Raw genomic sequence first — 20671 nt, forward strand, 5'->3', positions numbered from 1 at the left:
CACCGACACCTTGACCCGGTTCTTTTCGAAATCCAGTTCCTCGACCACGCCGTTGAAGCTGGCGAAGGGGCCGTCCAGCACCTTGACGCTGTCGCCGATCTCGTAATCGACGTTGACCTTGTGCTTGGGTGCGGCCTCGGCTTCCTTCTGGGCGCCGAAATAGCGGGCGGCCTCGCCCTCGCTGATCGCCTGCGGCTTGCCGCTCGATCCCAGGAAGCCGGTCACCTTGGGCGTGTTCTTGACGAGGTGGTAAATGTCGTCGTTCATCGCCAGCTTGGCCAGCACGTAGCCGGGCATGAACTTGCGTTCGACCTGCACCTTCTTGCCGCGCTTGACCTCGGTCACGGTTTCGGTCGGCACCTCGACCTGCTCGACGAGCTGGGAGAGGCCCATGCGCTCGGCTTCGGCCAGGATCGATTCCTTGACCTTGCTTTCGAAGCCCGAATAGGCGTGGATGATGTACCAGCGCGCCATGTTACCGTTTCAAACTCCCGTCTTGGCTCAAGCCCGGCCCGACGCCAGGCTGAGCAGCCATTGGACGATCGCGCCGAAGAAGGTGTCGATGCCGAAGAAGAAGAGGCCGAGCAACGATGTCATCAGCACGACCATCACGCCGGTCATGACCGTTTCGCGACCGGTAGGCCACACGATCTTGCGCGCTTCGGTCTGCACCTGATTGACGAATTCGCCGGGGGAAACCTTCGCCATCGCCTGCCTTCTTGTCTCAACACAAACACCGATCGCGGAGCAACAGTCCGCCCTCCCGATCCCACCCTGTTAAGGACGTCCGGGGGTGCGGCCGATCTGCTCCGCGACCATATCCGCCGGCGCATCTACCTGCGAACCCCCGGAATTTCAAGGGCTCGCAGGTCGCCGTCTGGCAGGAGTGGAGGGACTCGAACCCCCGGCATTCGGTTTTGGAGACCGACGCTCTACCAACTGAGCTACACTCCTGCACTGGCGGCGAGCCAGCGAAGGAGGGCGCTTTAGCGTGGGTATGCCGGGAGGGCAAGCGCCATTATGACGCGGTCGCCTGAGCCTCCGGCGCGTCGCCGACCTGCGTGTCGACGCTCGTCTGGCGTTCCGCTTCCTGATTGAGCTGCGCGCCCAGCAGCACGACGAATGCCGACACGTAAAGCCATAATTGCAGCACAACGACCGCGCCCAGCGACCCATATGTCTCGTTATAATTGCCGAAGCGAGACACGTAGAAGGACACGCCCAGCGTCGCCAGCAGCCAGAACAGCGTCGCCACCACCGATCCCGTCGTCAGCCAGCGCCAGCGCGCCTTGCGGCGATGCGGCCCGAATCGATAGATGAGTGCGAAGATGAGGCTGGCAAAGGCGCCGGCGGCGATCCAGGTGACGGCCTTCACCAGAAAGATCGCAATCGGGCCCCACCCGTCGACGAAAGTCTGGAGAAAGCCCAGCACCGACGCGGCCAGCACGCCGACCACCACCACCAGCACGGCGGAAAGGGTAATGCCGATGGATACGCGATAGACCGACAGAAGCGAGCGCGCCTCCGTTTCCTCATAGACGATGTTGAGCGCTTCCATCGTCGCGGTGGACGCGCGCGTCGCGCCGTAAATCGCGAACAGGAAGGACAGCAGCAGGCCAAATCCGATGGCGGGCTTGGCGGTCGTCACCACCGCCATCAACTGGTCGAAGATCAGCTTCGCCGCCTCGCGCGGGACCACCGTGATGATCGATCGCACATGTTCGGCCACCAGCGCGGGATCGCCGATCAGACCGTAAGTGAGCACGATGGCCGCCATCAGCGGCGCGATCGACAGAAATGCATAATAGGCGACCCCTGCCGCCAGCAGGCTCAGGTGATTGGCGCCCATCTTGGCGTAGACGCGCTTCAGCACTTCCCACCATCCGCGCGCCGGTATTTCCCATGGCGCGTCGGCATGGACCTGCTGCGCTACCCGTTCCGTCATCATTGTCCCCTTGTTACCCTTCGGGCAAGCGCGCGAAGGCGCGGGGGGTTCCGCCGATGGCACCGATAAGCGTCGGGAAACGCCCGGCCTATGGCGGCTTTGCACCTCGGTATGGGCGATGGCGCTAAAGGAAGATGCCGCCTTTCATGATTCGCCGCGCACGCCCCTGCACCGGCAGCTTGTCGAAGGGTGTGTTGCCCGCCGCCGCCGCCATTCTGGCGCTGTCGACGATCCACGGCGCGTCGGGATCGACGAAGATGAGGTCGGCGGCGCTTCCGGCGGCGAAGCGGCCTGCATCGACGCCCAGGATACGCGCCGGGTTGGCCGCCAGCAGCGCCATCAGCCGTCCCGTCGACACCAGCCCTTCGCGCACCAGATTGAGCGAAAGCGCCAGCAGCGTCTCCGCCCCCGCCATGCCGGGCGCGGCGTCGGCGAAGGGCAGGCGCTTGTCCTCCGGCCCGCGCGGATCGTGGCTCGACGTAATGACATCGACCGTGCCGTCGGCGACTGCGCGCAGGCTCGCCTGCCGGTCATCCTCGTGCCGCAGCGGCGGGGACAGGCGCGCGAAGGTGCGGAAATCGGTCATCGCCTGATCGTTCAGGAACAGATAGGCCGGACTGATCCCGCATGTGACCTTGAGGCCTTCCGCCTTCGCCGCGCGGATGAGGTCGAAGCCCGCCTTCGTGGTGACAAGCCGGAAGTGGATCGCAGCGCCCGTCTGCCGCACCAGCATCAGGTCGCGTGCGATCGCCATCGCTTCGGCGCAGGCGGGCGCGTGGGGCAGGCCGAGCCGCGTCGCCGTCTCTCCGCTGGTCGCCACCGCCTTCGCCGTCAGCCCCGCATCCTCGGCATGGGCGATGACCGTCAGGCCAAGCCCGTGCGCGTATGTGAGAACGCGCAGCATGACGCCCGAATCCGCGATCCATTGGCGGCCCGTCGCCACCGCCTTCGCACCTGCCTGTTGCATCAGGCCGATTTCGGCCATCTCGACACCCGCAAGCCCGCGTGTCGCCGCCGCGATGGGATGGACCCAGAAATCGGGCTTGCCTGCCCGCGTCGCCTGTCGGATCAGGCCTACCTCGTCGAGCGGCGCGCGCTGGTCCGGCATCAGCGCCGCACGCGTGATCCCGCCGAAGTGGAAAGCGGGCTTGTCCGTCGCAAACACGCCCAGGTCGACGAGGCCCGGCGCGACCACCATGCCTCGCGCATCGATCCGCCTAGCGTCGCCCGGCACTTCGACCGTGCCTGCCGCCACGATCCGGTCGCCCTCGATCAGGACGGTGCCGGGGACGGGAGCGTCGCCCGCCGGATCGGCCAGCAGCCCGTTGACGATGGCAATCCGGCTCGCGACCGTCCCTCCGTCTTTCTCGGTCGGGACGTTCACGGTCATTTCCATTTCCTTATCGGTCGGGATGTTCAAGACCATCCCTCCACTCCGCGCGACCGTCGCGTCAGCACGTCGAGGCATGCCATCCGCACCGCCACGCCCATCGCCACCTGTTCGGTGATGGCCGACCGTTCGGGATGGTCCGCGACCGAACTGCTGATCTCCACGCCCCGGTTCATCGGTCCGGGATGCATCACCAGCGCGTCGGGCTTGGCGATGGCGAGCCGTTCGGGCGTCAGGCCGTAGAGCGCATGATATTCGCGGGCCGAAGGGATGAAGGCGCCGTCCATCCGCTCGTTCTGAAGGCGCAGCATCATCACCACGTCCGCGCCGTCCAGCCCTTCGTCCATGCGCGTGAAGGGGGTCGCGCCCAGCATTTCGACTTCGGGCGGCAGCAACGTGGGCGGCGCGACCGCGCGCACCTGCGCGCCCAGCGCGGCGAGGCACAGCATGTTCGACCGTGCCACCCGGCTGTGCAGCACATCGCCGCAGATCGCGACGATCAGCCCTTCGAAACCGCCCTTGCGCCGCCGGATGGTCAGCGCGTCGAGCAGCGCTTGTGTCGGATGCTGATGCCACCCGTCCCCCGCGTTCAGCACCGGGCAGTCGACCTTGTCCGCGATCAGCGCCACCGCGCCCGAGGACGCATGGCGGATCACGATCACGTCGGCGGCCATCGCGTTCAGCGTCATCGCCGTGTCGATGAGCGTTTCGCCCTTCTTCACGCTCGATGTGGCCGCCGCCATATTGACCACGTCCGCGCCCAGCCGCTTGCCTGCGATTTCGAACGACAACAGCGTGCGGGTCGAATTTTCGAAGAAGGCGTTGATCTGCGTCATGCCCGCCAGCCGCCCGTCATGCTTGCGCGCCCGGCCATTGTTCGCCTGCGCCCAATGCTCCGCCTCATCCAGCAGGAAACGGATTTCCCAAGGCTTGAGATCCGCGATGGACAGCAGGTGCCGATGCGGGAACAGCGCCCGCCCGGCAAGGTCGGGGGACGCATCGGGGATGACGATATCGGGCATGAGCCGGGTCTTTAGGCGAGGGGGGCGGGCAGGGCAAGGCGCTTAACCCCGCCTGCGCCACCGCCCCGGGATCGACCCGTCGCGCAGCACTGCGCGCGCCGCATTATGCCCCGGCGCGTCGGTCACCCCGCCGCCCGGATGCGTGCCTGGTATCCCGCTCGCGCGAGATAGAGAGCGCAGACAAGGTCGTTGTGGCCGCCCCCTATGATCACGGCGTCGTAGCGTCCGGTCGTGCGCCGCTCCATCTCGCGCCGCGATCGCCGTCATCCGCCCGATACTTGTCCGCAGACGACCTCGCCGCACATTGTTTTACGAAAGTAAAATAATTTCCGTGAAAAGTCGATGCAGTTGTCTACTTCGCTGTCTCTTTATGGCTCTGTCTGTCGTGCATAATGGCGTGCCAGCAGGGCGCACACCATGAGCTGGATTTGGTGGAACAGCATGACCGGCAGCAATATCGGCCCCACCGCGCTTGCCGGGAACAGCACGCCTGCGATCGGGACGCCGGACGCCAAGCTCTTCTTCGATCCGCAAAACTGGAGCACGATCGCATCCTCCCGCGACAGGCCCGCCGCCCGTCCCAGAGCATAGGTAAAGAGCAGGATAGTCCCCAGAAGGAGAACGCACATCACCGCCAGCTCCGCCAGTTCGGTCGACGACACCTTCGACCAGAGCCCTTCTACCACGGCGGCTGAAAAGGCGGCGTAGACGACCAGCAGGATCGAACCGCGATCCACGCTCGATACCAACGGTTTGTGCCGCGTCACGAACCCGCCGATCCAGGGCCGCGCCAGATGGCCCAGAACGAAGGGCAGCAGCAGCTGGAGCAGAATTCCCTCGACAGACGACAGCGAAACGAGGCTGCCGTTCCCGCTCCGCTCCATCAGCAACGCCACCAGCAACGGCGTCGCAACGATCCCCAACAGGTTGGAAAAGGACGCGCTCACGATGGCCGCGGCGACATTGCCGCGGGCGATGGCGGTAAAGGCGATGGACGATTGCACCGTTGACGGCAGCAGCGTCAGGAACAAGATGCCGTTGCGCAGCGAGGCCGGAGCCAGCCCGAATCGGCTGATCGCAATTCCCAGGATCGGGAAGGCGACGAACGTCGTCCCCAACGTCGCCAGATGCAGTTTCCACGCCTTCGCCCCGCCCAGGATCGCTTCCCGCGACAATTTTGCGCCGTGGAGGAAAAAAAGAAGCACGATGCCAGCGTCCGCAATCCCGTCCGCGATGTCCGCGCCCCGTCCCCTTGCAGGCAGAAAGGACGCTAGGGCGACCGTGGCGATCAACAGCAACAGAAAGGGGTCGAACGCTTGGCGCAGGCGGTTCATGATTGTCTACCGGACGGTGAGGGGGGACGATGGGGGATAGACGCGGGTCACGACCTGCGCCAACAATTTCCCCTTGGCAGGATCAAAGAAGAGGCTTTTTTCAATGAGCGAGGATGTCGCAATCCTGGAACGGAACGGCGTGATGGAAGTGCATCTTGACCGCCCGGACAAGAAGAACGCGCTGACCGCCGCCATGTATCGCACGATGACCGCCGCGCTTGCCGACGCGTCCGGGCGGGCGGATGTCGGCGCGCTGCTCTTCGCCGGGCGGGGCGATGCCTTTTGCGCGGGGAACGACATCGGCGACTTCCTGAAAGGGCCGGAGGGCGGGGCGGCGGCCTTCGCCTTCATCGAGGCGATTGCCACATTCGACAAGCCGCTGGTCGCCGCGGTCCAGGGCATGGCGGTCGGCGTCGGCACCACCATGCTGCTGCATTGCGACCTCATCTATGCAGCGCCCGATGCCCGCTTCGTCATGCCCTTCGCCAATCTGGGGCTGGTGCCCGAAGCCGGCTCCAGCCTGCTCGCCCCGGCTTTGATGGGTCATGCGAAGGCGGCGGCGATGCTGTTGCTCGGGGAGTCCATGGACGCGTCGGCGGCGGACGCGGTGGGACTGGTGACGGGGGTTGTGCCTGCCCAAACCCTGCTCGATCACGCCCGCGCCAAGGCTGCGCTGCTCATGACCAAGCCGCCCCAGGCGCTCGCCGTCACGCGTCGGCTGATGAGAGGCGATACCGCCGCGCTGGTCGCGCGAATGCGGGAAGAGGCGGAGGCATTCCGAGTTGCGCTCGCGGGGGACGAGGCGAAGGAAGCGTTCGCGGCCTTCTTCGAAAAACGACCAGCGGTTTTCCGGCAAGCCTGAACGGCCTGCAAAAAAAGGGGGCGCTTTCGACGCCCCCTTTTCACCTTCCGCTTCAGGCGGCAGTCCTCAATTCTTGATGTCGCGGCCTGCATTTTCGAGGGCGCTGCCGACATCGTGCTTGGCTTCGCGGCTCTCGCGCTTCGCGTCGGCGGCGGCGTTGTCCGCGGCGGCATCCACCTTGTCGGTGCCCCGATCGATGGCGGCCCCCGCGCGATCCAGACCGTTGTCGATCTTTTGACCGGCCCGGTCGACATTGTTGTCGATGTCGCTGCCGACGGCGGCACCGGCATTCTCGATCTTGTCCTGGGTCTTTTCCGAACAGGCGGAAAGCCCGGCAACGGCGAGGACGGACAGTCCGGCGATCAGGGTTTTACGCATAGTTGGCTCCTCTTGCCCTTGTCATGAAGTGTCTTGCAGCCGGTAAAGCGCTGGAGTGTGGATAAAGTTGCGTATCGGCAACTATCCGGTGCGAAGGCCAAATACCATGGATCGATCGGCGTCGGGGATCAGCCCTTCCAGCACACGCCAGAAGCCCGTGACCGATCCTTGCCCCGCCTGCGCATAAGCCGCCGCCATCTTCTCGCGCAGGGCACGAAACAGGTTTGCCTCCAGTTCCTTGCCTGCCGGGCTGAGCCGCAAGAGCTTTTGCCTCCGGTCGCTGGTTCCCGTGCGGGTTTCGATATAGCCGCCCTCGATCAGGTCGTTAAGGACGCGGCCCAACGACTGCTTGGTGATCGACAGCAGGCGCAAAAGGTCCTTGACCGTCAGATCCGGCTGGCGCGAAATGAAATAAAGCGCCCGGTGGTGCGCGCGCCCCAGACCCTGTGCCGCCAGCCCCTCGTCGATGGAGCGGGTCAGCGCGGAATAGCCGAAATACAACATTTCGATCCCGCGCCGGATTTCATCCTCCCGCAGGAACAGCGGGGATGCAGGAGCGATCTGGGCATTGGAAACCGACATGACGCGTGATGATCCCGTTGGGGTAAGGCGTGCCCCATATTGGCGTCATCAAAGCTTCATGACTAGGCTTTCCTTTCGCGTCCGAGACGCTATAGGACGTGCCGCGCCGACAAAGCCAGTCGGCCCTGATGGGGCGTAGCCAAGCGGTAAGGCAGCGGTTTTTGGTACCGCCATGCGCAGGTTCGAATCCTGCCGCCCCAGCCACCGATTTTTGCTGGTGTTCGATGCTGCCGGGAATTTGTCCACGGGGCATTCCATATCGCAATGAGGGCCTCCGGCACTGCGACCAGCAAAACTAGATTAGCGGTGGGCGCATAAACGCCTGAAGACGCGGCCAGACATGGCTCGCTATTCTTGCCGCCAGCTGACCGCACCCATTGGCGTAGTCGCTGTTTCCGCTTCAGAACTTCGCCGTGAGATTGACACCGACGGTGCACTGGGACCCTGCCTGACAATATACGGCCGCGGCATCATGATCGGCGAACGTAAGATAATTCGCTGGCGGCCTTGGGTCGGAAAAGCGAAATCGATGGCCCACCCCGTCGACCGGGGTGGGCCACTGCGGCGTGAACTATTTTAAGACTTCACATCGAATTTAAGACTTCACATCGAAGCCTGATTCGATCCGGCCGGCTTTGCGGGCGTTGCCCCAGTGTTGGGGGCCGACGCTTGCTCGATCTGAGCTGCCGACATCGCCGACATCACGGCGGTGCCGCTGGCGGTGAAGTTGGCGGCCGGCAGCGTCGCCGTGTGGTTGCCAATCTTAACCAGCATCTGTTGGATTGCGCCCTGGCCATTGGTCACCAGCCGCTGGACCTTGCCGATCCGCTGGCCGTCCGGCCCCAGCACCGGCATCCCGCGTGTCACTTGGAACCCGCCGTCGGTACTGCCCGAGCCGGAAGCCGTGGCATTGCCACTATCGACCAGCCCGCCGGTCGCGTCCGAACCGTCGGCACTGCCCGACGCACGGCTCGCGCCCGATAGCGTGCCGGAGGCGGTGGAAACCAGATTGCCTGCGGTTCCCTGTGCGGTCCCGGCAATCTGCCGGACGGCACCCGACGCCGCCTTGCGGCTATTCGCCAAGGCACCACGCACGGCGTTGGTGCCCATCAGCTGTCCATCGATGCTTCCCGACCCGCTGCCGTTGACACCGCTGGCTTCGCTGCCCGTGACAGTGCGGGCGGGCCCGGCGACCATCTGGTCGATCGCGCCGTTAACGCTGGCGTCGGCGTTGCGGTCGGCATGGACCGTGCCGGTCTTGCGATTGACGCTCATATTTCCGCCGGTCGAGCCGGCGCTGCGCAGCGTGCCGGTCATATCCGATCGGACGCTATCGATGTTAGAGCTGATCGAGCCCGCTCTGCCCAGCGAGCCGCCAAGCCCGCCACTCAAAGTCCCGCCCAGCAGCTGGGCGTGCACAGGAGCGGCGGTCATTAACAGGGCGGTTGAAGCGATAAGGAGTCTGCGCATGGAATGTTCCTTTCTCCGATCCGGGAGAGCCATTTGGCTCCTGCTAGCAAAACGACGCCCCACACCGGCTTAATCCAGCGCTCAAGAATTTTTTTGCCGGGCCTCAACGGGACCGCCGACAGTCCCCGCACAGTAGGCCCCGGCCATAAAGTCGGGCGTTGCCCAGCGGCTGCGCCTCGCGGTCCAGCGCTTGGACGACATCGCCCCCGAGTACAGCCGCGGCGGCACGGGCCGCCACCAGCGGCACCGCGTAGGACGTGCCGCGCACCTGCCGCCAGCGCCCGCGGGCATCGCTGGCAGCCATGTCGGCCCCGGGCGCGGCATAATCGAGGTGGAGTGCGCGCCCGGCTTCGATCAACGCTCGATTGCGCCCGTCGACCGCTGTAACCGCGAGAACTCCGGGATAGGAGGCAGGGTAGGCTGGCGGGGCTGCCGGACCATCGTTACCCACCGCCGCGACCACCACCGTGCCTCGCCGCCGCGCCGCCGCCACTGCGCGACCGATCAACGGATTGTCCGGGCCGACAAGGCTGATCGAGATCACCCGGACCCCGGCACCGGTCAGCCAGTCGAGCGCACGGGCCACGGCCAGCGCATTGCCGCCAGCGGGATCGGCACCATAGACATCGGCGACAAGGATTCGGCGGATCCCGGCTGCGACCAGCAAGGACGCGGTGGCGCTGCCATGGGCGCTGGCGCGCGGGGCGCCCGTGGCAAAGCCGCGGGTGGCAGCTACCCTGATGCCGGGTCCCGGCCCACCGTCGATCAGGCCAACCGGGGTTTCGATCCCGCCTTTCGACTCAGAGGGCGAACGCATCTCGGTTTCTACCGCCCCCGCTGGCTCATGCAGCGTATCGGCAGTGATCGTGGCGTCGGGCAATCGCGAGCGCAACAGCGCTTCGGCCCGAGCCAGCGGCTGATCGATCGGCACTGCCAGGCGGACCACCGCCAGATTGAGCACCGCCAACCGTTCCTCACCTTTGAGGACAAAACCGGCGTCGCGCGCGGTCGCCAGCTGGGCTTGGGTCGGGTCGACAAGCAGGAGTTCACCCCGACGCGCTGGGGCACCGCTGTCGTCGCGTTCGATCGTCTTGCGGTTGCGGCGGACCAGTTCGTCGATCCGGTCCAGCCGAAGGCGGGCCAGCGTGTCGGCATTGGACACCACTTCGTCCACCGTGCGCAAGGCCGGATCGGCTATGGAACCCACCGCCCCGAGCGTGCGGTCTATCGTTCCACCGAGCAGCGGCCTGCCGATCTGGGCCGCGACGGGCGTGGCGCAGCCGGTTAGCGCAGCCAGTAAGGCAATCAGGTTTCGCATCGACATCGTTTTGCTTATATCTCAGGTTCGATGGATTAAACGAGGAGACAACGGCGTTTAATCCGCAGAAAGGGCGAAAGCGCTGACGCAGGACTTTCAGCAAGAAATGCTCGAACTGCTGCCGCGTTTGCGACGGTTCGCGGCGGGCTTGGTGCGTGATCCGGTCGATGCCGACGACCTGTGCCAGATGACGATCGAACGTGCGCTGCGCGCCCGGGCGCAATGGCAGCCGGGCACGCGGCTCGATAGTTGGATGTACCGGATCATGCGAAACCTCTGGATTGACGAAGTAAGAGCGCGGGGCCGCCGGACCGAAACCCTGGTCAGTGACGAACAGGGCTTGGCGATCGGTATGGACGGCGCACAGGACGCTGCGGTAGGTCTGTCCGACATAGGCCGCGCACTGGCGCTCCTCCCGCCGGACCAGCGCGAAGCGGTATTGTTGGTGATGGTCGAAGGGTGGTCCTACAAGGAAGCTGCGGAGATCGTCGGCTGCCCGGTCGGTACACTCAATTCGCGGCTGGTGCGCGGGCGCGACGCGTTGATGGCGCTGCTGGGAGAAGCGGTATGAACGTGACCCCTGAAAAGCTTGCCGCCTTCGCCGACGACCAGCTTGACGCGAACGAGGCCTTGGCCATCGGTGCCGCCATTGCCGCCGATCCCTTGCTGCAAGCCAAAGTAGCGGCGCATCGTGCGCTGCGTTCGAAACTGTCTGCCCATTTCGCCCCGGTGGTGGAAGCGGAAGTGCCCGAACGGCTGCGCCGCGCCGTGCTCGACGGCGGGGGGAACGGGGAGGTGGTCGACTTCGCTGCGGTCGCGCACCGTCGCGTACCCCCGCCGGTGCTACGCTATGGCTTCCCAGCGCTGGCAGCTTCGCTGGTACTGGCGGTACTTGGATACAATGCTCTGCAATCCCGGAACTATGCCGGCGGCGCTGTGGCAGAGGCACTTGACCGCCAGATCGCATTTCGCGCGCCTGCGGATGCTCCGGTGCGGGTTTTATTGAGCTTTCGCAACGGCGAGGGGCAGTTCTGCCGCGCCTATTCTTCTGGGTCACGATCTGGGATTGCGTGTCGGGACGATCTTCGCTGGCGTGTGCGCTACACGGGTGATGCGGAGCAGGGCCAGCAGACCGACTATCGCCAGGCCGGCAGCGCCGATGCCGCGGCGATGGCTGCGGCCCAGGCGATGGCTGTCGGCCCTGCGCTCGATGCGAAGGAAGAGGCTGCCGCTGTAAAAAGGCGCTGGCAGCCCTAACGACATCGGTGCCGGGCACGTTGGCTTTGCTTTTATTACGATTGACGCGCAATATCCTCCATCATGGCCCTATGTCTCGATCTACCGCAATTATGTCAAAGCAATGGAGCCGGGAAGTTGTGTCGGCGGCGAATATGCGAATGTCGGGGAAGTCCTGGAGGCGACGCTCGAGGTGACTTTCATCGGCAACGTCAACAATCTGTTCAACGAGAAATACTGGACTTAGATCAATATCGGGGGGGCATTAACGCAGCCATGAGCGAGCGCCTGTATGGGTAGTGGACACCAAAAAGGCCATGACAGCACTCTCATAAACCGTGTCGCCTGATCGCTAGGAGGATTCCACGTCGAAAGGCGGTCGGCAGGCAGCGCGCCATCGGCTTCGACTTTTTCACCCAGCCGCCGGTCAAGACATCGATGACGCTCCAGGCGGCGTGCTTAAGGCGCTGGCCATGAAGGATAACTTAAGTACGTCTACCCACTCAGCGACCATCAGGCTGGTGTCAGCTGCCGCCTTCGATCTGCCTGACCAGCATTTGCGCGGCGAAATCGGGCACGCCGGCCCGTTCCAGCCGCACCCGGTCGCGGATCGGGCCGTTGCCGCACAAGATCTGCACCCATTGGCCCGAGCGTCGGGCGAGGACCATATCGCCGCTGCGTGCCCCCTGCGTCCAAAGGGCGAGCGCATAATCGCCGCTAAGATAGATGCGTTCGATCGTGAGGGGCGATCCATCGGCACCTAAAGCCTGCTCTATGGTGGCGCGTATCTGATCCCGATCCAGAGCGCTGTTCGGGATACAGGCGCTCGCCAGCAGCAAGAGCGGCAGAATAAAGCGCCAATCACGCACGGATAAGTTCGCGCAAACGGCCGATGCTGGTCGCCGCCGGCTCGGCAGGGTCCATCATCTCGACATAGCGGCCACGGCTGTCGAACAACATTATTCCGGCCATATGGTCGATCGTGTAGTCGCCGCCCGCCACCGGGACCTTGGCAAAATACACGCCATATGCATCGGTGATCTGCTTGATCTGCGCTTCGGTTCCGGTCAGGCCTATGATCGGCGTGTCGAACAACGTCAGATAGTGGCCGATGTCAGATGGCTTGTCGTGGCCAGGATCGACCGAAACGAAGACGATGTTGAACTTGTCGCCCTCCGCCCCGAACTGCTTGCGAAGCTGCGCCATGCGGCTCAGCGTCGTGGGGCATATATCGGGGCAGCGGGTGAAGCCGAAGAAGATCGCATAGGGCTTGCCCAGCAGGGTGCGGTCGGTAACGGTTCGTCCCTTCGTATCGGTCAGGGTAAATGGACCGCCCGGGCCGCTGGCAGACGCCAATGCGGGCGCATCGCCCGCCCAGCGGGGCATGAGGATCATCGCGGCCACAACGCCCAGCAGCAATGCGACAACGCCGATAACGATAAATTCCGCGCGCCGTGATGGCGCGGGACGGACTTCCTGCGGATCAGTGTCCGTCATGGCTGGCCTCCATACCGTGAGTGACGGATTCCACTTTCATTTGCACAGTAACCGCGCCTGCCTTGGCGAAGCGCAGGGTCAACGGCACGAACTTCCCCATCGCCAGCGGCGTCTTGAGGCCGATGAGCATGATGTGAAAGCCGCCTGGCTTCAACTCCAGCCTCCCGCCCGCCGGAACCGCCAGACCGCCTGGCACGGGGCGCATCCGCATGATGCCGTCATTCATCGTCATGCTGTGGATTTCGACCTTTTGCGCGGCGGGGGAGGTGGCGCTCACCAGTTGGTCACCGGTCTTGCCTCCATTGACAATGGTCATGAAGCCGCCGCCCACGCTCTGCCCCGGCGCGGTCTGCCGGGTCCAGGGACGCTCGATGGTGACAGGCCCCTTGCGATAATCGTTGGCGAGCGCCGGCACGGCGAGGCAGGTGAGGATGGCAAGCGTCGCGGGAAGAAAGCGCATGATGGAGCTCCTTTTACAATCGAATCAGAAATGGGTGGCGAGCGAGACTTCGACGCTGCGCGGCGCGCCGATGTAGATGTCGGTCGAATTATAGCCTGAGTATTCGCCGTAGAAAGCGTCGGTCAGGTTGCGACCACGCAGCGTCAGCGTCGCGCCATCCGTCAGCGCCCATGCGATGGCCGCGTCGAATGTAGTGCGCCCCTTTACGAAGATGCTGTTTGCGGTATCGGTATAAAAGCCCGACACATGCCGCGCGAAGGCGGACAGGGTGACGGGGACGCCGGGCAGCCTGTACGCCATATTGGCCGCCGCCGTGGTGGACGGCACGTTGATCGGTCGATTGCCCGAACGGTCGATGTTGCCCGCCTCGATCAATTCGTCATATTGCGCATCGCTATAGCTGACGCTGCCGCCGAGCGAGAAGGCATCGGTCAACGCCCAGCCCATGCTCAGCTCCACGCCCTGCGACGATTGGGTGCCGCCCTGGACCGTCAGCAGCGGATTGACGGGATCGCGCGTCAATATGTCGTGCTGAACGATGCGATAGGCGGCGCCCGTCACCGTCAGCCTCTTGTCGAATCCGGCGAGCTTGAACCCTGCTTCGTAGCTGTGCCCTTTGGTTAGCATGAACGCCGTGTTGGCGATCGACTGAAGCAGGATAGACGATACCGGCGTAACGGCGGTGGTGTATTGGGCGTAGATGGTAATGCCCGGCGTCACCGCATAGCTGCTGCCCACACGCCAGGAGAACGGCCTGTAGATGGGATTCGCGCCGGTCACCGTGTTGGGAGTCTTGAGATAGTCGGTAACCCGCCGTTCCAGATCGATATGGTCGTATCGCGCGCCGGCGACCAGCAGCCATTGCGGCGTCAGGTTCAGCGCGTCCTCCGCAAAGACCGAGACGGTGTTGAGCTTCGAATCGAAATTGACATTCTGCGACCGGTAGAGCGATCCTTCGGTTGGGAAGACACCGACGACCGGGGCGAACGGATCGACGGCGGACACCAGGTTGTTCGTGCTGGTTTCGCGCAGGCTGGCAAAATCGGTGCGATTATATTCCGCCCCGACGGTGAAGCGATTGCGCAGGCCGCCGATCCGGCCATCGTTCGATAGCGCGGTGCGGACATTCCAATATTCGTGATCGTGATAGAAGGCGGTCAGCCCGCGCTGGATGCTGCCATTGGGGAAAGCCGCGGTTGGCGCGATGAAATTGCGGGTGCCGTTGTTGAGGAATGCGCGGTCGGCCGTGTACCAGGTGAGGTCCGTGCCGAGCGCCCATCCGCCGCCCAGCGCCCAGTCGATGCGCGAACGGATCGTGGTTTCGTCGGCGCCCGAATAGCCGCCCTGGGGCGTATAGTTGCGTTTGCGCGTCGCCCTGTCGACGACGAGGCCCGCGTTGCTGCCGCTGCCGCGCACCGCATCGCTGGGGTCTCGGGAATAGGCGAGGGGGATCAGCAGCGCGCCCTGATAGCTGCTGTCATAACGGTCGTTATAATGATCGACCGCGAATAGGATCGACAGGTCGTCCGAAGGTTTGAACAGCAGGCTGGCGGTCAGGCCGGTGGACCGGGTCCGGTTGTCATCGACGTCATACAGACTGTCAGATCGCATGATGCTGGCGTCGGCGCGCACGGCGAGCGTATCGGACAACCGATAGTTGACGCCGCCCGCAGCCGTTAGCGTGTCGAAACTGCCATAGCTCAACAGCGCATCCATATGGTCGCCGGTGAATTCCGGCTTGCGCGTCACTTTGTTGACGACGCCGCCCAGCGCGCCTTCGCCGAACAGGACGGAGGCCGGTCCCTTGATCACCTCGATCCGGTCGAAATGCCATGTGTTGGTATCGCGCTGGACGACAGTGGAGGAAGAGATGCGTACCCCGTCCTGCAGGATGGAAATCACGTTTCCGGCAAAGCCGCGCATGGTGATGACGGCAGGATTGCCAGGCACATTGCCCGCGATCGCGCCCGGAACGTCGGCAAAGGCCTCCCGTGCGGTACGCAGTCCGCGAAACTGCATGTCGGCCTGGCTCAGCGTCTCGACGCTGGCGGGCGTTTCCATGATGGAAAGGTTAAGGCGGCTGGCTGCGTCGCTTCTTTGGTCGAGCTTCAACTGGTCCCGCTGACCGGTGACGACGATGGCGTCGCTGCGGTCCGCCTCTTCGGCCAGCGCCGGCGATGACAGCATGCCAATGGCAATGGCAATGGCTATAGTGGATATGCGCATGTCTTTAACTCCCTGAAACACGAGATTTTTGGGCCGACCGCTGTCGATGCACGCGGCGTGTGTACCAGCGCAGCAGGCCGGTGAAGAAAAGGACGGCTGGAACGAGCCCGACGACGAAGGCGAGGATGCGGGTAGGCAGGCCGCCGACCGACGCGTCATGCAGTGGATGCAGCCAGTTGGTGATGGCGGTCGATGCATGACTCTTGCGCGCATCCACAATGGCGCGGACCGCACCCGAATAAGGATCGACATAGATGTAGCTATGGGGGAAGCGTCGGCTGGGATCGCCCGGCACCTGCACACGCAGCTTGAGCATGCCGGTTTTGGACGACGGCATTTCGATCCAGGCGAGACGCGCTTCGGGCAGCGCGCGATGCCCGGCGGAGAGCGCTGCGCTGATCGTGATCGGCCTTCCGGCGGACGGCACGGCCTGCGGCGACGGCGCGGCATCGATCCGGGCCACCGTCCGTTCGAGCAGCCAGTTGCTCGCCGTCGGTAGCGCCAGCATGAAGCCGGTGATCGCGAACAGAATAAGGAGGATGAAGCTCCATAACCCCGCCAGCTTGTGAATGTCGTGCAGGCGACGGATGGGCGCGGCGGCGGGCTTGAAGGCGAGCCCTTTGCGCCAACTGCCCCTCGGCCACCAGGCAATGACGCCCGCGCTCAGCAGGACAAGGATGACCGCGCCCGACCAGCCGACGACCTTGTGCCCGGCCTCGCCCGACAGCAGGTCCATGTGGAGTTCGTGGATCCAGCTCATGGCATAGTCGCCCCAGCCATCATGGCGCAGGACGCGGGCGCCATCTGGCGAAAGCCAGACCATCATCCGCTTAGTCATGTGGCTGGTGGGCGCGCCGGACGGATAGTAGCGCGCCGCTATCGGACCCGGCTCGCCCGTCGCTTCGAACCGCCACTGCCCACCGGCGCCGGGCCATTGTCGGCGCACGGTTTCCAGCGCGCGGTCCCAGATCGAGCTGGTCCAGCCGGGCGCAGGCGCCTTAGTCTCGATGCGGATCGCCGGATGCAGCAAGGCGTCGATCTCCTGATAGAAGACCAGTGCCGACCCCGTCAGCCCGAGCAGCACGAAGAACAAGCCCACCGACAGGCCCAGCCAGAGATGGACATGACGCGCCAATGTGCGCCATCGCCACGTCATGGTGTAAGCATGGCTGCGCCCGGGACGAGCGCGATGATGATTCGTAGAACCGTGCCGAGTGCGATCAGCGCCCAGGCAGATCGGCGTATCTGGCGCAGCCAGTCGATGAAGGCGTCGCGCGCCTTCCATGGAGCATGCATGAAAGTCTCATTCGCCTTTGGCCGCTTTCAACGGAAAGCGGCGTCCCGCATGCGCAAGGCATGCGTCGGGAAACGGCGAACGAGGGGGCATTCGCCGCGCGGGCCGGTCAGGCGCGCGCGGGAGGGCCTTGGGACGGTGGCGGCGGGGCCGCGAGGCGATGAACCGTAAGGTCGGCGATGGCGCGGCCTGCAACCTGCGGCGCAATCGGAACAGGCAGCAACGCCAAAGACGAGAGAATTGGCGTCAGCAGGCCACCGCCCAACCCGGCGGCAAAGGTGCATTGACTGCCCTCGGATTTATGATGATCCGTCGGCTCGCCGTTCCGTTCGAATGGCAGCACCGCTTTAACCGCACCCTGGCCGGTGCAGAGGGAGATAAGGATACCATGGGCACCCTGAGTCGGCATGAAGCCCGAAGGGATCGCGATGCGGATCGCCAGCGCGCAGAGCGTCAGCAGGGCAAAAAGCCCGCGACCTCTCCGTGACTGCCTGATCCACCCATTCATTGTGCCTGCCTAAGGCTCGCTTCGTTGCAAGTCGATAGGGCATGATGTCCCATGGCCGCGCTGCTCTTACCGCACGGCCTATGGGTGCTCAACGATGCCAGGGAACGAGGAAAGGTCCTTATGATCGAATTGGCGTCCGAAACATTATAAAAACAGGCTGCGTTCCGCCTGGATGGCGCGCACCAGCCGATCCAGTTCTTCGCTGCTGTTGAATAACCCAGGCGTGACCCGCAGCACTGAGCCCGATGCAAGGCCAGCCTTAGCGACGACCAGCAGCTTATGCCTTTCGATGAACCGCGCCTGCGCCTGCTTGGCCTGCTCGCCGGTCGTCATGCCCGGCAGGCGAAAGGCGCTGATGGCACCGTAATTGTCTTTTTCGGGCGGCAACATCATCTCGACGCCCTGAATGTCTGACGCGCGTGCAACCCAATAGTCGCGCAGCGCGCGCAGATGCGCGAACTTGCGATCGATTCCGATCCGGGCTTGCATCTCCACGGCGGTCGGAACGGTGAGGCGCGCGGCGAAATCGACCGTGCCGGTCGGGATACGCGCGCGGATATCGTCGGCAGCGTGAATCCGGTTGCCGAGCCAGGGAAGAATATCCTTCTGACGAGACTTTCGAATGTAGACGCCGCCGGTGCCGAGCGGCGCAGCCAGCCATTTGTGCAGAGAGAAGCCAATGAAATCCGCGCCTATTTCATCGACGTCGAAGGGCATCTGGCCGACTGCCTGCGCACTGTCGAGAATGACATCCACCCCATAGGCCCTGGCCATGGCGACAATATCTTTGACCGGTGGGATCAGTCCGTTGCGGTTCGACACATGGGTCAACAGCAACAATTTCGCGCGCGGCGTTTCCTTCAATATCTTTTTGTAGGTAGCCATGATGTTGGCGCGACTGTGCGGTTCGGGAAGCGAAAAGCGCACGACCCTGACGCCCCGGCTCTGCTCCAGATAGTCCATCGCATATTGCATCTCGTCATAATCGACATCGCAATAGATGACCGCATCGCCAGCCTTGAGCAGTCCGTAATTGGTTATAAGCGCATAGAGTGCCTCAGTCCCGCCGCCAGCCAGCGCGATCTCATCGGGCTGGGCCCCGATCATGTGCGCGACCGCATCGCGCGACTTGTCCAGTTCGGTGTCGCGGGGCGCGCCCGGCACGGCGCTCCGCAGGAAGGTTGAGTTGTAGCGGTTTATCCAACCCGTTCTTTCCAGATAGACGGCCTGAACCGGCTTTGTCATCGCACCATAATAGGCCGCATCGAAATTCACGATGGCGCGGTCGACGTCATAAAGGCTCGCCAATTGCCGCTGGAGAGCCTCGAAGCTCAGGCCGTCCGGCACGACCGGCAGCGCCGCTCCGGCACCCTTTACCATGGAACCGAGCGTCAGCATCGGCGCCACGGTAGCCGCGGCCATAAGATTGCGACGATTGAGCATAAACAACCCCGGATTTTTTAATAATGACGATAGGGTGCGCCATATCCGCCATATTGCCGACACGATCAGGCAAAATCGCTGCCGGAAGTCAGCCTTTTAAACTTTGCCCGGATGGTCGCAGCCGGCATTCGATGGCATCTCGGCGCCCACACAGAGGGATCGAATGACGCATCACCTGTAAACACCGCAAACGACCTTTGCGAAATTTCCACCGCCGCACGATGTCGATGCCCCGACGATGCCCCAGCCAACAGCCAGAACGGTTTTCATGGTAGCTGCCATTGCCTGGTTTCTTCCGATCACCGGCATGGCGCAGGCGCTTGAAGACGGAGCCCGGAAGAAACCGGCCCCTAATTGCTCACCGTGCGGACAGTGGCAGGATCCCAGCCACCGCCCAGCGCGCGGAAAGAGGCGACTGCACCCCGGCTGGCGGCGGCGCGCGCCTGTACAACGCCGTCGCGCGCTTCAAGCAAGCGGCGATCGGCATCCAGCACCTCGATCAGGCTGACGGCACCGCTTTTGTATGCGGCAAGGGAAGCGCCTCTGGCGCGGGCGAGCGCGGACTCCGCCTGCACCAGCGCATGAGCCCGCGCTTCCTGCTGCACCAGGGTGGAAAAGGCATCTTCCACATCCTGGGACGCGCGTAGCACCGTTTGGCGATAGGCGGCGAGCATCTCTACATTACGCCCCTTGGCGGCGCGTATTTCGGCATCGATCCGGCCGAAGTCGAACAATCGCCAACGCAGGCCCAACACGCCGTTCGCCTGGGTAGCGCCGCCACCGAACAGGCCGCCAGCGGTGGTGGTCGCAGTACCGAGCAGCCCGCTGAGCGAGAATTTGGGATAATATTCCGCCATCGCTGCCCCGATGCGCGCATTGGACGCCGCAAGCGTGCGTTCGGCCGCGATGATATCCGGCCGACGCCGTAGCAGAGCCGATGGGCCGTCAACCGAGGCGATGGCAGGCGGTGCCGGTACGTCGCCATCGGCAGCAAGCGTCATGCGCGCCGTTCCTGGCTGTTCGCCGACGAGAACGTCGAGTGCATTCATCGTCACGTCGATTTGATTTTGAAGGGCCGGAAGGGCGGCTTGTAGCTGCCCCAATGCTCCTTCGGCCTGCCGGAGTTGCAATTCTGAAGCGAACCCTTTTTGAAACTGAAGCCGGACCAGATCGGTGAGTCCCTTTTGCGTCTTCAGTTGATCGCGGGCGATGACAAGGCGCGCTTGCAATGCGCGGACCTGGATATAAGTGTCGGCAGTCTGTCCGATCACGGCGAGCCGCGCCGCGACTGCGCCAGCGGCTGAAGCCTGCCATTCCGCCCGGGCAGCATCGCGCGCGGCATCCCGTCCGCCGAACAAATCCAGTTCCCAACTGACGCCGACGCTGAGGTCGTAGCTTTCCGTCGAGCGCTCGAACCCGGGAAAGGCGCTGGCCAGCCGCCCAATCGGCGTTTCTTTCGACTGGTATGTCTCCCCGCCTTGGCCGCTGACTTGGCCGACCGGCAGCAAAGCGGCATTGGCGCCCTTCAGCGCCGCCCGCGCCTGCGTGACCCGTGCCACCGCCTGCTGCAAATCGAGATTCTGACCGATCGCGCGCTCGACCAGTCCGGTGAGTACAGGATCGTTGAAGCCCCGCCACCAATCGACCAGCGCGGCATTGTCCGCGCCGGAGCCGCGCGCCTTTATGGCCGGCCCATAGGAAAATTC

The 20671-nt window shown here is 64.1% G+C and carries 23 protein-coding genes and 2 tRNA genes; 5 read left to right on the top strand and 20 right to left on the bottom strand.

Annotated features, from left to right (window positions below; genetic code table 11):
* From nusG to DI606_RS15060, 7 genes are all read right to left on the bottom strand, one after another.
* Positions 1–474, bottom strand: a 474-nt coding sequence (gene nusG / locus DI606_RS15030) for a transcription termination/antitermination protein NusG (RefSeq protein ID WP_293984482.1), incomplete at its 3' end; no start/stop codon positions are given.
* Positions 475–501: 27 nt separating this feature from the next.
* Positions 502–708, bottom strand: a complete 207-nt coding sequence (secE, locus tag DI606_RS15035; protein ID WP_293984484.1) for a preprotein translocase subunit SecE — start codon at positions 706–708, stop codon at positions 502–504.
* Between the two features lie 170 nt (positions 709–878).
* Positions 879–954 (bottom strand) — tRNA-Trp (locus DI606_RS15040).
* A 64-nt stretch (positions 955–1018) separates the two neighbouring features.
* Positions 1019–1945 (bottom strand): YihY/virulence factor BrkB family protein, encoded by a 927-nt coding sequence (locus DI606_RS15045; protein ID WP_293984485.1) that lies wholly within the window; start codon positions 1943–1945, stop codon positions 1019–1021.
* Positions 1946–2069: 124 nt separating this feature from the next.
* Positions 2070–3335 (bottom strand): dihydroorotase family protein, encoded by a 1266-nt coding sequence (locus DI606_RS15050; RefSeq protein ID WP_293984487.1) that lies wholly within the window; start codon positions 3333–3335, stop codon positions 2070–2072.
* Positions 3336–3361: 26 nt separating this feature from the next.
* Positions 3362–4357, bottom strand: coding sequence for an aspartate carbamoyltransferase catalytic subunit (locus DI606_RS15055; protein WP_293984489.1), 996 nt, complete (start codon positions 4355–4357; stop codon positions 3362–3364).
* Between the two features lie 368 nt (positions 4358–4725).
* Positions 4726–5691, bottom strand: a complete 966-nt coding sequence (locus DI606_RS15060) for a bile acid:sodium symporter family protein (RefSeq protein ID WP_293984491.1) — start codon at positions 5689–5691, stop codon at positions 4726–4728.
* A gap of 103 nt (positions 5692–5794) precedes the next feature.
* Between DI606_RS15060 and DI606_RS15065 the strand changes: the two genes are divergently transcribed.
* Complete coding sequence (locus tag DI606_RS15065; protein WP_293984493.1) at positions 5795–6553, top strand: enoyl-CoA hydratase-related protein; 759 nt, start codon at positions 5795–5797, stop codon at positions 6551–6553.
* 66 nt (positions 6554–6619) lie between these two features.
* On the opposite strand, the gene DI606_RS15070 is transcribed toward DI606_RS15065, so the two are convergent.
* Complete coding sequence (locus DI606_RS15070; protein ID WP_293984495.1) at positions 6620–6931, bottom strand: hypothetical protein; 312 nt, start codon at positions 6929–6931, stop codon at positions 6620–6622.
* Between the two features lie 81 nt (positions 6932–7012).
* Positions 7013–7513, bottom strand: a complete 501-nt coding sequence (locus tag DI606_RS15075; RefSeq protein WP_293984497.1) for a MarR family transcriptional regulator — start codon at positions 7511–7513, stop codon at positions 7013–7015.
* Positions 7514–7642: 129 nt separating this feature from the next.
* On the opposite strand from DI606_RS15075, the gene DI606_RS15080 reads away from it, so the two are divergent.
* Positions 7643–7717: transfer RNA gene (locus DI606_RS15080), tRNA-Gln, on the top strand.
* 399 nt (positions 7718–8116) lie between these two features.
* On the opposite strand, the gene DI606_RS15085 is transcribed toward DI606_RS15080, so the two are convergent.
* Both DI606_RS15085 and DI606_RS15090 read right to left on the bottom strand, forming a co-directional pair.
* On the bottom strand, positions 8117–8983 hold the full coding sequence (locus DI606_RS15085) for a hypothetical protein (protein WP_293984499.1): 867 nt from the start codon (positions 8981–8983) through the stop codon (positions 8117–8119).
* Positions 8984–9086: 103 nt separating this feature from the next.
* Positions 9087–10301: a S8 family serine peptidase gene (locus tag DI606_RS15090; RefSeq protein ID WP_293984501.1), complete on the bottom strand. Its 1215-nt coding sequence runs from the start codon at positions 10299–10301 to the stop codon at positions 9087–9089.
* Positions 10302–10407: 106 nt separating this feature from the next.
* Here DI606_RS15090 and DI606_RS15095 point away from each other — a divergent pair, with 106 nt between their 5' ends.
* The 3 genes from DI606_RS15095 to DI606_RS15105 all read left to right on the top strand — a co-directional run bounded on the left by DI606_RS15095 (position 10408) and on the right by DI606_RS15105 (position 11784).
* A complete protein-coding gene (locus DI606_RS15095) occupies positions 10408–10872 on the top strand; it encodes an RNA polymerase sigma factor (RefSeq protein WP_293984503.1) in 465 nt (154 codons plus the stop codon).
* The gene (locus DI606_RS15100) at positions 10869–11558 is read left to right on the top strand and encodes a hypothetical protein (protein ID WP_293984505.1); all 690 of its coding nucleotides are present in this window, start codon (positions 10869–10871) and stop codon (positions 11556–11558) included. The genes DI606_RS15095 and DI606_RS15100 overlap by 4 nt, the downstream gene beginning before the upstream one ends.
* 103 nt (positions 11559–11661) lie before the next feature.
* A complete protein-coding gene (locus tag DI606_RS15105; protein ID WP_293984506.1) occupies positions 11662–11784 on the top strand; it encodes a hypothetical protein in 123 nt (40 codons plus the stop codon).
* Positions 11785–12061: 277 nt separating this feature from the next.
* Here DI606_RS15105 and DI606_RS15110 read toward each other — a convergent pair whose 3' ends face one another.
* The 9 genes from DI606_RS15110 to DI606_RS15150 form a co-directional block, all read right to left on the bottom strand.
* Entirely contained in the window at positions 12062–12406 is a 345-nt protein-coding gene (locus DI606_RS15110; protein ID WP_293984508.1) for a copper uptake system-associated protein, read from the bottom strand.
* Positions 12399–13034 carry an SCO family protein gene (locus tag DI606_RS15115; RefSeq protein ID WP_293984510.1) on the bottom strand — a complete coding sequence of 212 codons (636 nt, stop codon included), beginning with the start codon at positions 13032–13034 and terminating at the stop codon, positions 12399–12401. The genes DI606_RS15110 and DI606_RS15115 overlap by 8 nt, the downstream gene beginning before the upstream one ends.
* The gene (locus DI606_RS15120; RefSeq protein ID WP_293984512.1) at positions 13021–13494 is read right to left on the bottom strand and encodes a copper chaperone PCu(A)C; all 474 of its coding nucleotides are present in this window, start codon (positions 13492–13494) and stop codon (positions 13021–13023) included. The genes DI606_RS15115 and DI606_RS15120 overlap by 14 nt, the downstream gene beginning before the upstream one ends.
* Before the next feature lie 24 nt (positions 13495–13518).
* Positions 13519–15720 (bottom strand): TonB-dependent receptor, encoded by a 2202-nt coding sequence (locus DI606_RS15125; RefSeq protein WP_293984514.1) that lies wholly within the window; start codon positions 15718–15720, stop codon positions 13519–13521.
* 4 nt (positions 15721–15724) lie between these two features.
* On the bottom strand, positions 15725–16876 hold the full coding sequence (locus DI606_RS15130) for a PepSY domain-containing protein (protein WP_293984515.1): 1152 nt from the start codon (positions 16874–16876) through the stop codon (positions 15725–15727).
* The gene (locus DI606_RS15135; RefSeq protein WP_293984516.1) at positions 16873–17016 is read right to left on the bottom strand and encodes a hypothetical protein; all 144 of its coding nucleotides are present in this window, start codon (positions 17014–17016) and stop codon (positions 16873–16875) included. Before DI606_RS15135 ends, DI606_RS15130 begins: the two co-directional genes overlap by 4 nt.
* A gap of 107 nt (positions 17017–17123) precedes the next feature.
* Positions 17124–17522, bottom strand: a complete 399-nt coding sequence (locus DI606_RS20355; RefSeq protein WP_367119479.1) for a DUF2946 family protein — start codon at positions 17520–17522, stop codon at positions 17124–17126.
* 144 nt (positions 17523–17666) lie between these two features.
* A complete protein-coding gene (locus tag DI606_RS15145) occupies positions 17667–18944 on the bottom strand; it encodes an aminotransferase class V-fold PLP-dependent enzyme (RefSeq protein ID WP_293984519.1) in 1278 nt (425 codons plus the stop codon).
* A 371-nt stretch (positions 18945–19315) separates the two neighbouring features.
* A partial coding sequence (locus tag DI606_RS15150; RefSeq protein WP_293984521.1) for an efflux transporter outer membrane subunit occupies positions 19316–20671 on the bottom strand: 1356 nt, incomplete at its 5' end.

The sequence above is a fragment of the Sphingobium sp. genome, assembly GCF_003248505.1.
Taxonomy (GTDB): Bacteria; Pseudomonadota; Alphaproteobacteria; order Sphingomonadales; family Sphingomonadaceae; genus Sphingobium.

Excerpts from the sequence above, each read along its gene's own strand:
- secE (WP_293984484.1), bottom strand. The coding sequence starts at position 708 with ATGGCGAAGGTTTCCCCCGGCGAATTCGTCAATCAGGTGCAGACCGAA.
- DI606_RS15145 (WP_293984519.1), bottom strand. The coding sequence starts at position 18,944 with ATGGCCGCGGCTACCGTGGCGCCGATGCTGACGCTCGGTTCCATGGTA.
- DI606_RS15045 (WP_293984485.1), bottom strand. The coding sequence starts at position 1,945 with ATGACGGAACGGGTAGCGCAGCAGGTCCATGCCGACGCGCCATGGGAA.
- DI606_RS15105 (WP_293984506.1), top strand. The coding sequence starts at position 11,662 with ATGGAGCCGGGAAGTTGTGTCGGCGGCGAATATGCGAATGTCGGGGAA.
- DI606_RS15095 (WP_293984503.1), top strand. The coding sequence starts at position 10,408 with ATGCTCGAACTGCTGCCGCGTTTGCGACGGTTCGCGGCGGGCTTGGTG.
- DI606_RS15070 (WP_293984495.1), bottom strand. The coding sequence starts at position 6,931 with ATGCGTAAAACCCTGATCGCCGGACTGTCCGTCCTCGCCGTTGCCGGG.
- DI606_RS15075 (WP_293984497.1), bottom strand. The coding sequence starts at position 7,513 with ATGTCGGTTTCCAATGCCCAGATCGCTCCTGCATCCCCGCTGTTCCTG.
- DI606_RS15090 (WP_293984501.1), bottom strand. The coding sequence starts at position 10,301 with ATGCGAAACCTGATTGCCTTACTGGCTGCGCTAACCGGCTGCGCCACG.
- DI606_RS15055 (WP_293984489.1), bottom strand. The coding sequence starts at position 4,357 with ATGCCCGATATCGTCATCCCCGATGCGTCCCCCGACCTTGCCGGGCGG.
- DI606_RS15085 (WP_293984499.1), bottom strand. The coding sequence starts at position 8,983 with ATGCGCAGACTCCTTATCGCTTCAACCGCCCTGTTAATGACCGCCGCT.
- DI606_RS15050 (WP_293984487.1), bottom strand. The coding sequence starts at position 3,335 with ATGACCGTGAACGTCCCGACCGAGAAAGACGGAGGGACGGTCGCGAGC.
- DI606_RS15115 (WP_293984510.1), bottom strand. The coding sequence starts at position 13,034 with ATGACGGACACTGATCCGCAGGAAGTCCGTCCCGCGCCATCACGGCGC.
- DI606_RS15135 (WP_293984516.1), bottom strand. The coding sequence starts at position 17,016 with ATGCATGCTCCATGGAAGGCGCGCGACGCCTTCATCGACTGGCTGCGC.
- DI606_RS15060 (WP_293984491.1), bottom strand. The coding sequence starts at position 5,691 with ATGAACCGCCTGCGCCAAGCGTTCGACCCCTTTCTGTTGCTGTTGATC.
- DI606_RS15120 (WP_293984512.1), bottom strand. The coding sequence starts at position 13,494 with ATGCGCTTTCTTCCCGCGACGCTTGCCATCCTCACCTGCCTCGCCGTG.
- DI606_RS15065 (WP_293984493.1), top strand. The coding sequence starts at position 5,795 with ATGAGCGAGGATGTCGCAATCCTGGAACGGAACGGCGTGATGGAAGTG.
- DI606_RS15100 (WP_293984505.1), top strand. The coding sequence starts at position 10,869 with ATGAACGTGACCCCTGAAAAGCTTGCCGCCTTCGCCGACGACCAGCTT.
- DI606_RS20355 (WP_367119479.1), bottom strand. The coding sequence starts at position 17,522 with ATGAATGGGTGGATCAGGCAGTCACGGAGAGGTCGCGGGCTTTTTGCC.
- DI606_RS15125 (WP_293984514.1), bottom strand. The coding sequence starts at position 15,720 with ATGCGCATATCCACTATAGCCATTGCCATTGCCATTGGCATGCTGTCA.
- DI606_RS15130 (WP_293984515.1), bottom strand. The coding sequence starts at position 16,876 with ATGACGTGGCGATGGCGCACATTGGCGCGTCATGTCCATCTCTGGCTG.